8 protein-coding genes are annotated in these 9,438 nt (G+C 58.8%); 1 reads left to right on the forward strand and 7 read right to left on the reverse strand.

The window, feature by feature from the left end:
* Positions 1 to 186 (reverse strand): hypothetical protein (locus SVU69_05515; protein ID MDY6942456.1); only part of this gene is annotated, 186 nt, incomplete at its 3' end.
* Positions 187 to 286: 100 nt separating this feature from the next.
* On the opposite strand from SVU69_05515, the gene SVU69_05520 reads away from it, so the two are divergent.
* On the forward strand, positions 287 to 1,546 hold the full coding sequence (locus SVU69_05520) for a tetratricopeptide repeat protein (protein ID MDY6942457.1): 1,260 nt from the start codon (positions 287 to 289) through the stop codon (positions 1,544 to 1,546).
* Between the two features lie 6 nt (positions 1,547 to 1,552).
* On the opposite strand, the gene tsaB is transcribed toward SVU69_05520, so the two are convergent.
* The 6 genes from tsaB to SVU69_05550 form a co-directional block, all read right to left on the reverse strand.
* The gene (gene tsaB / locus SVU69_05525; GenBank protein MDY6942458.1) at positions 1,553 to 2,251 is read right to left on the reverse strand and encodes a tRNA (adenosine(37)-N6)-threonylcarbamoyltransferase complex dimerization subunit type 1 TsaB; all 699 of its coding nucleotides are present in this window, start codon (positions 2,249 to 2,251) and stop codon (positions 1,553 to 1,555) included.
* Positions 2,232 to 4,202, reverse strand: a complete 1,971-nt coding sequence (locus SVU69_05530; GenBank protein ID MDY6942459.1) for an ATP-dependent DNA helicase — start codon at positions 4,200 to 4,202, stop codon at positions 2,232 to 2,234. The genes tsaB and SVU69_05530 overlap by 20 nt, the downstream gene beginning before the upstream one ends.
* A complete protein-coding gene (locus SVU69_05535; GenBank protein MDY6942460.1) occupies positions 4,199 to 4,597 on the reverse strand; it encodes a tetratricopeptide repeat protein in 399 nt (132 codons plus the stop codon). Before SVU69_05535 ends, SVU69_05530 begins: the two co-directional genes overlap by 4 nt.
* A gap of 20 nt (positions 4,598 to 4,617) precedes the next feature.
* Complete coding sequence (gene mrcB, locus SVU69_05540; GenBank protein ID MDY6942461.1) at positions 4,618 to 6,933, reverse strand: penicillin-binding protein 1B; 2,316 nt, start codon at positions 6,931 to 6,933, stop codon at positions 4,618 to 4,620.
* Between the two features lie 489 nt (positions 6,934 to 7,422).
* On the reverse strand, positions 7,423 to 8,166 hold the full coding sequence (gene phoU, locus SVU69_05545) for a phosphate signaling complex protein PhoU (protein ID MDY6942462.1): 744 nt from the start codon (positions 8,164 to 8,166) through the stop codon (positions 7,423 to 7,425).
* A gap of 274 nt (positions 8,167 to 8,440) precedes the next feature.
* On the reverse strand, positions 8,441 to 9,438 hold a 998-nt coding region (locus tag SVU69_05550), incomplete at its 5' end, for a porin (protein MDY6942463.1).

A 9,438-nucleotide genomic window follows, 5' to 3' on the forward strand; every position in this document is an offset into this window, starting at 1 on the left:
GACGTGTATGAGTTCCAATCCGGTCAAGGCTTCACCGGTGGCGCCCTGGGTGCCCTCGGCATGGTCGCGCCTTAAGCGGTACTTGCACAGCTCACCGCTGAACTGAAAAAACCGCCCCGTCGGAACTCGTGCCGTCGGGGCGGTTTGTTTGACAATTGCGACTTCATGTAAGACGCTTGCCCGCACGCGAACAGCGGGCCGAATCGAAATACTCCGCCAAAGGCCTTGGGGAGCCGATTGAGCGGAACCAGCCCCGCGCCAGGATCTCCCCGGTTAAGGATTTGCCATGCCTCGTCTGCTTTATCCCTGCGCGCTCGCGTTGACCTTGCTGGGCCCCGGTCTGCCCGCTACCGTTGCGGCTACCGATCTCCCTACCGACTCCGCCACGCAACCGGGCGAGGCCGATTTCGTTGCCGGTCTACAATCGTACCGGGCAGGTCAGTACAATGCGGCCCTGGACGCCTTCAATCGAGCCTTCTCGGCTGGACGCAGTGATGCGGAAACCACCTACTACCTGGGCCTGACCCACTTGCAGCTGCGTCAGTTTGATGAGGCCCGAGGCTATTTCGAGCTGGTGGTGGCCAGCGGCCAAAACCTCGATAAGGCCCATTTTTATCTGGGTCAGATCGCCTTGGAGCAGGACAAACCCGCTGAAGCCGCCGAGTGGTTTCGCCGCAGCTTGGAAACAGCGACAGGTGGTGTGGCCCAGGCAGCCCGGGCGGGCCTGCAGCAAGCTGAACAGCGCCGGCCAAGTTTATCCGGCAGCCGTTTTGCCGAGTTTAACCTCGGCTACGACAGTGACGTGGTGTTTCTACCGGACAGCGCCATCCCGTTTGTGTTCGATCAAAGCGCCGCGTTCGTTAATGTCTATGCTGGGGGATTTGAAGCCATCGGCAACAGCGACTATGTTTTCGACATCGTTCTTAACGCCACCGAGTACGACGGCCTCTCCCAAGGTCAGAATGTGGGCTTTGGCGGCGGCCTCAGCCACGAGTACCAGCGGTGGAACTGGGATTTCGGCTGGCGTTTGGGGAGCAATTTTACGTTCTTTGGCGGGGAACCTTACCAAGGCAGCCCGCAGCTCAGCCTCAAGGCCGGTCGGAACGACTGGACGTTGTTCTACGATTACAATTACTACGCGGCTTTAGATTCGTTATTCGATTTTCTTGACGGCAGTCGCCACCGCGCCGGATTCAGTCGCACTTACGAGGCGGAGACCTGGGCCATCGGCGCCGGCTATGCCTACGAGATCAACGACCTGGAATCCCCAGAGGCCTCTCCCCGCCGTATTTCCTTCACCACCGGTTTCAACATGGTTCTGGACAGCAACAGCACCCTGTCGTTGAACCTCGGCTATCAGGATATCGATTATGAAGCCGGGCCACGGGTTGACGAGCGGCTACAAGCTTCATTGGAAGTGGAACGCCGGCTTGGCTCAAACCTGGATATCCATGCCGCATTCACCCGCGTGGATAACAACAGCACAGTCAATTCGCAGGATTACGAGCGAAACATCGTCACCTTGGGGTTGGGCTGGGGCTTCTAAGCGGCGCTACCGGCCGCCCTTCCACGCAACCTGATCACGCAAGTAAACGGGAATCGCCTGCTCTGGCGGTAAGGTACCCGATTGCTGCCATTGGGCAACGGCCAAGGGCATCATGTGGTATGCATCGGGGAGCCGATCCCCTTCAACGGCAATCAGCCTGTCTGTGACAGTCTCGGGAAAGCTCTCCCGGTAAACGGACCAACCGCTGCCCACACCATACCAGTCTTGATCCGCCGGTAGGTGATCGACGGCCAGCGACACGGCCTCCGGCGGAAGTAAGTGTTCTTCGCCGACCCTCTCCGCCAAACCCTCGCCATTGGCACGAAACGCGGCGAAATAAAGCTCGGACATACGCGCATCGACCGCCACCACCACGCCGTCTCGCCCGCTTTGTTGGATTTCCCCTTGGGCCAGCGTCGCCAGATTGGAGACAGGAATCACACCCAGGTCGGCCCCGAAGGCCAAGCCTTGCGCCACGCTGGCGGCGACCCGAACCCCGGTAAAACTCCCTGGGCCGCGACCGAAAGCCAGCGCGTCCAAGTCCTGAAGACGCCAGCCGGCTTCGGCCAATAGCGTTTTCACCATGGGTAATACACGTTGCGCCTGCTGCCGGGGTGCCAGGTCGAACCGGCTAATGAGGGAGTTCTCATCCCCCAAAGCAGCCGAACAGGCATCGCTCGCGGTGTCAATCGCTAATATTTTCATCGATAGGGCTTCCGTACACATCAGACGTCAAACGCGGCTGGCCGTAGAACGCTTGCACCCTGGCCAGCTCGCGGGTCACCGGCATGTTCGGCAAGCTGCGCAAGAACACTTGCCCATAGCTGCGCTGATACAGCCGCGGATCGCACAGCATTAAGGTGCCCCGATCGGTGGCGTCGCGGATCAGCCGACCGACACCCTGCTTGAGCGTGATCACGGCCATGGGCAGTTGATAGTGACGAAACGGGTTTTGGCCGGCGGCATTCATGGCCGCGACCCGAGCGGCCAGCACCGGATCACCGGGCGATGCGAAAGGCAACCGATCGATGATCACCAATTCCAATGCCGGCCCCCGCACATCCACGCCAGCCCAAAAACTCCCCGTACCCAACAGGACGGCGTCACCATACTGGCGAAATCGCCGAATCAACTCGGCCGGGGACGCCTGCCCCTGCACCAGCACCGGGTAGGGCAAGCGGCCTTCCAGTTCCGCTGCACACCACCGCAAAGCCCGGTGACTGGTAAAGAGAAAAAATGTCCGCCCCCCGCTGGCCTCGATCACCGGCAAGGCCGCTTCCAGCACGGCACGATCATAGTTAGGATCTGCCGGTTCGGGAAGCCCGGCCGGTACGTACAAAAGAGCCCGGCGACGATAATCAAACGGACTTTCAAGCAACACGGTTTCGGCTTCGTCCAATCCCACGCGGTTCTGGAAAAAGTCGAAGCGGCCATCCGCGGCCAATGTCGCCGAGGTCAATATCCAAGCCGTTTCCGGCACCATCACTTCGCGGAGCGGCCCCTGTATATCGAGTGGGGTGCGATGCAAGGTAAATCCGTGCTTGGAACTGTCCAGCCAGGCAACGTGGTCGGTATCCTGATCTTCCAGACATTGGTTCAGTCGGGCCAGTTGGTCCTCAGCCCGTCGGCAACAATGCTCCATACCGGCGGTACGCTCAGCGGCGGCATGCAGTTGCACCAGTAACCGTTCCAAAGTGGTCTTGAGCTCCGCCGCCGCCTCCCGCGCGGAAAGGCCGTGGTCGGGCAAATCAGCCCAGGCACGACGCACGACACTTGGCCCAAGGGTGGCGCGGAACCGTTGAGCGGCCCCTTCCACGGCCCGCAGGGCCAAGGGCAAATCCGGCATATCACGCAAGTTCGCTTCATACTCCAGGGAAATGTCGCGCATAAGGCCGATGAGTTGCCGACTGCTGATGGAGCGGCCGAAAAAACGAGACGCCACTTCCGGAATCAGATGGGCTTCATCCAGTATCACCGCGTCCGCGCCGGGCAGCAGCTCACCGAACCCGTCTTGGCGGAGCACCATATCGGCGAACAGGAGGTAATGATTGACCACCACCAGATCGGCCTGAAGGGCTTGGCGGCGCGCCTTGACCACAAAACACTGCTCAAAGGTGGGGCACTCGCCACCCAGACAATTGTCCGCTGAGGAGGTTACTGCACCGTAAAGCGGCTGGTCTTCCGACACACCGGAAAACTCGGCCATATCGCCGCTCACCGTTTCGTGGGACCACTGCTCCAAGCGAGCCAAGGTCGAATGGTCCCGCTCGGCCGAAAACAGAGAATGGGCCGCCATTCCCATTCGGTGCAGGCATAAATAGTTGCTGCGGCCTTTCAGAAGCGCCACCTTGGGTTCAATGCCGAGGGTGCGAGAAAGCAAAGGAATATCTTTTTCGCAGATTTGATCCTGCAGAGCGCGGGTTCCGGTGGATACGATGGTTTTAAGCCCGGATAACAAAGCCGGCGCAAGATAGGCGAATGTCTTGCCGGTGCCCGTGCCGGCCTCGATGATCAGCTGACCCCGGGATTCGATGGCGTCTGCGACGCAGGTCGCCATGGTGACTTGCGCTGCCCGAGGGGCATAGCCGGGCAACTGTTGCGCCAACGGCCCTTCAACATCGAACAGCTTCTCAACCGTCGTCGCGGAGTCTGTCACGGTCCGACCGATCCCCGAGCGGCCCGTGCCTGGGTGATCAAGGCACGATTCTGTGAGGCGAGCGTGGGCTCGTCGCCCGTCAAAGACAGCGATTTCTCGGCCAACCCTTCCGCTTCGTCATAGCGTCCGTCTCGATAGCGATTTTCGGCCAGCAGATACCATAACCAAGGGTTTTGCGGTTCGACACGCAGCGCCCGCTCCAACCAACCGGCGGCTTGCTCGAGGCGACCGCTGGCGGTTTCTTCCTCTGCCCGCTGCACAAGCTCCAGGACGGCCGCATTGCGGGAGATCTCCGCCGGGGGCTCACTCACCGGCGGCGTCAAAGGAGCACAGGCCGTCAGGATAAACGCGAGTGCGAGAAGACACAGACGGACAAGGCGAGCGTTGTTCCACATGTTGACCTTCCAGGGAAAACCTATCGGAACCAGCGTCGCACCCGCTCAAGCAACCGCTCAGGACGCACACTGGGCTGGCGCCCGCAAGGCGTCGCGGTTTCCGGCCCGGTTCCTTCCAAAAACGGCAATTCTACCGCACCCGGGCAAGCTTCGGCTGACCATTGGCCGGTAACCTCATCGACCCAACGATGTTCGATGCCGGACGGAGGCACCGGATCGAGGGGACGCGTCGGGATTTTCGCCATGGCTTCTCCCCAAACCGTGAGCGCCCCCGTCGCGCCGGTTAAGCCCACGGGTTGGTTATCGTCACGCCCCAACCAAACAACGGCCAAGTGATCCCCGGTAAAGCCGGCAAACCAGCTATCCCGAAAATCGTCGGTCGTCCCTGTTTTGCCGGCGACCGCCAGATCCGTGGACAGATAGTTGTTGAGCGATCGCCCGGTGCCTCGGCGAACGACTTCCTGCATCCCATTCACCGTCAGATAAACCGGTGCGGCGGGCGCCACCCGCCGCACGGCAACGGAATAACGTTGCAGCGGCACGCCGTCGGCGGTCAACACCTCCCGAATCGCCCGCAGATTCGGTCGAAACCCACCCGAGGCCAATGTGTGGTAGAGCTCCGCGACCTGGAGCGGGCTCATCTCCACAGCACCCAGGAACAACGAGGGGTATGCGGGCATGTCCCGCTCGAACCCCAAGTCCCGCAGGGTTGTCGCGAAGGTTCCCGCGCCCACATCCAACCCCACCCGGACTGTGGCGGCGTTGTAGGACCCCGCCAAGGCCTCGAACAGCGGGACGGTGCCATGGAACTGCCCGCCAAAATTGTCGGGGGCCCACACTTGACCATCACTTAAAGTCACCCGGATGGCGCTGTCATCCACCAGCGTGGCCAGATGATAGTCGGAAGATCGCGCGAGGGCAGTGAGAAATACGAAAGGCTTGACCAGGGACCCAACCGGCCGTTTGGCATCAAGGGATCGATTGAACCCGGCATAACCGGCATCGCGACCGCCGACAAGCGCCCGAACTTCGCCGGTGTGCACGTCGCTGACCACCGCTGCAGCCTGCAGCCGATCCTTGCCTACAGCGTATTGCTGTTCGAGTTTCGGTAGTCGACGCGAAACGGCTTTCTCAACCGCTTCCTGGATACCGGGATCTAAGGTCGTGAAAACCCGTAGGCCTTCGGAGGTGAGATCCTCCGCCCGATAGTCCACCCGCAACTGGCGACGAACCAGATCGACAAAAGCGGGAAAGGTGTCCGGACGACCCTGTCCGGTAGCCAAGCCGATCGGTTGCCGTTTGGCTTGTTGTGCCTGCGGGGCGTCGATAACGCCATGCTCGGCAAGAATCCCGAGAACCTGGTCTCGCCGTACCCGACTGCGCTCCGGGTGGCGGCGGGGATCGTAGTATGAGGGCCCTTTAACGATCGCCACGAGTAAGGCCAACTGATGAGGCCCCAGTTCGTTAAGCGGTTTCCGAAAATAGAACTGGCTTGCCAAACCGAATCCATGCACCGCTCTCTGGCCGTCCTGGGCGAGGTAGACCTCATTAAGATAGGCCTCCAGAATTTCGTCCTTGCCGTAGTGCCATTCCAGTAGCATGGCCATGATGGCTTCGTTGAATTTGCGCCTTAGCGTTCGATCGTTGTCGAGAAAATAGTTCTTCACCAATTGCTGGGTCAGCGTGCTGCCGCCCTGAACGATCCGCCTCGCTCGGAGGTTGACCCACATGGCCCGGAAAATCGCTCGAAAGTCTAATCCAATGTGATCGGGGAAACGCCGGTCTTCAACCAACATCAGTGCGGTCAACAGCAGCGGCGGCACCTCTCCCAACCGCACCAACACGCGATCTTCGGCATGTTGAGTATGGATGCTGCCGATCAACAGTGGATCCAATCGCAGCAACTTGAGCGGCCGGCCATTTTGATCCTTGATCGACACCACCTGTCCATCGCGGAACGCGATCCTGACGATCCGACTTGGTTCCGAACCGTCCCAAAATTGAAACGCTCGGGTGTGGATGCGAAAACCGTCCGATACCGGCTGATAGGTGCCCGCCCCGGCCACTGCCGACGTTCGGCGGTATCCCAAACGCTCCAGCTCCGTCCGTAGTGACTCGGCTTGGAGCACCGCTCCGGAATACAGTTCAAGCGGCCGGGCATACACCTGCGAAGGTAAAGCCCAACGCCGACCGTCAAAGCGCTCGGTGACGACGTGATTGAGATAAGCGGTATAGCCGGCCAACAAGCCGAGGCTCACAGCTACACCGATCGCAATCCAGGCTCGAATCGATCGGCGGCCGGACGTCTTTTCTTTTGAACGAGCAGCTTTCTTCATGCGGAATAACTCAGATAGATTCAGAACACGTCCACGCATCAATCCCCGCACGCACCACTTCGAAACATGAACCTGAACGAAATGCACCACCACGGATCACGCAGGGTGCATTGCACCATTGGTGAGATATCACCAACCGACTCAATGCGGAAAACCGGATTTCCGAAGGACGATGAGATCAATGTGTCTAACGCAAGACAGTCCCCGAACAGCCACGCATAAACCACTGACGAAGAATGCAATTAGTGATCGAGAAAGCAGAGAACACGAATACGACAAAAGGCGATTTATCGGAGTTTCACAGAAGTGAAACAGACTTGGCGTAGGATTTGCAGAAAGCCCAACGTCATCATCCTGCTGGATGAAAAGTATTTCCTCTTTCTCCCTCTCTCTCTCGCACTTCGCGCCCGCCCGGGCGCTTTTTTTTGCCTGAAGATCGGCGCCCTGATGGTGTGACACCAAGACGCCCCACGACCAAGCAGTCGATTCTCAGCGATGCTTTGCCGCCTCCCGCTGTAGGGTTTCCCCGACCACCTGCTCCATCTCCTCGAGACTGGTATGGCGCACGTCCCGTCCGCCGACCAGAAATATCACATACTCAGCAATATTACGGGAGTGGTCCCCAATCCGCTCCAGCGCACGGGCACACCACAGCACGTCCAACATACGTCGGATATTCCGTGGATCTTCCATCATAAAGGTGAGTGATTGGCGCCAGATCGCTTCATACTCCCGATCGACCCGCTGATCCTCCCGGGCAACACGCAACGCCGCCTCCGCGTCGGTGCGGGCCAACGCGTCCAACGCATCATTCAACATTCGCCGCACATGACCCGCCAGGTACTCGAGCGAATGGTATCCCTGAGCCGGCCGATCCGCCTCTGAAAGGTTGACAACCATGCGTCCGATTTTCGCGGCCTCGTCGCCGATGCGTTCCAAATCGGTAATGGTCTTGATGATGGTCATAATGAGGCGCAAATCGCTCGCCGCGGGCTGACGGCGCGCCAATATGCGATTGCATTCCTCGTCGATGGCGACCTCAAGCGCATTGACTTGATGGTCATTCCTGGCGACTTGTGCGGCCAATGCACCGTCGACCTCAACCAGCGCACGAGTCGCCTGCGCGATCTGTTCTTCGACTAACCCCCCCATGACCAACACGCGGTTATGGAGATCCTCTAACTCTCGATTGAAACGTCGTGAGGTATGGTGCGTAAAATCACTTCTGTCCATTCTTTCCTTCAACCTCCCGACGCCGCCAGGATGGAAACCGATGATCCAAATTGACCAGCGGCGCGCCTGATAGTTCTTCGATGCACATCCGCAGACCGAGTCCAATGAGCACAAAGCTGGAGCCGACTTTCATATCGTACGTGATTTCGTCATTTCGAAACCATCGCCAAGACAAACCCCATTGAATCATTCACCATCCAGGACGACCGATCAAAAAGAAAAAGCCGGGGACGAACCCCGGCTTTAGCGGACCTGAAAAGTTCAGGCCTGGATCTTAGAAGACGTGTTGGAACTGAACGTAAATGATGGTTTCTTCATCATCCTTGACGCCCTGAACATCGTCACCCATTTGGTATTCGAACTGGATCTTGTCTTTGTGTTTGCTGAAGAACCAATTCGCGCCGATAGACATACGGGTCCAAGTCTCGTCCCAGGCATCGGCGTCGAGGCCTTGGTAACCGGCGACGATTTCCAGCTTGCTGGGAACGACCATGAAGCCGCCTTCCACGGAATAGGTGGCGAAATCACCCGACCCGTCCTCAATCAAACCGCCACTGAAGCTGTCGCTGTTCGTATCGGAACTATAAGAGTTGTACTCCGCATCAACGGAAAGACCCGCACCGCGAACGGCAACGTCGGCACCGTAGCCGGTGACGCTTTCGTATTCACCCGGAGCGACAATTGCCGGATCGGCGCCGGCGTAGGTGTCGTCGTCGTTGCTCCAAGTGTAAGCGTTCACACCAACGCCGAGCTGGAACTTGTCACGAGCGAAGTCGCCCTGGGCCTTTTTGAACTTACCCATGGGATAGAAATCGAGTCGACCGGCGACCATGTAACCGAAGTACTCGGCATCTTCACTGGTGCGGCTTTCCCAGTCCAGTTTGCTGGTGGACGGGTCAATACCCGCATTATAGACACCAACCTGATACTGGAAATTGTCGCCGCCCTTGATGGAAATACCCATTTGGCGATCGGGCGTACCGTAGTTGTGGTCACCCACAAAGGTACGCTCCACCAACTGCTGACGCTTGGATGAGGTCAACAATTCCCGCGAGAAAGGCGCATTGTGATTACCAATGATGATTTTGCCCGCGGAAAGACCGGAATACTGAATATAAGCATCCTTGATAGCGGGGTTCTCGCTTTCTTTGCCGAAATCGACCTGCCAGATACCGGACCAGTTTTCAGTTACCGAGCCTTCGATGTAGAAACGCATCCGACGGAGGAAAAAATCGTCGGTCGCATCGGCATCGGGTCCAACTGCAGGATCGA

The sequence above is a fragment of the Pseudomonadota bacterium genome (genome assembly GCA_034189865.1).
Lineage (GTDB): Bacteria > Pseudomonadota > Gammaproteobacteria > UBA5335 > UBA5335 > JAXHTV01.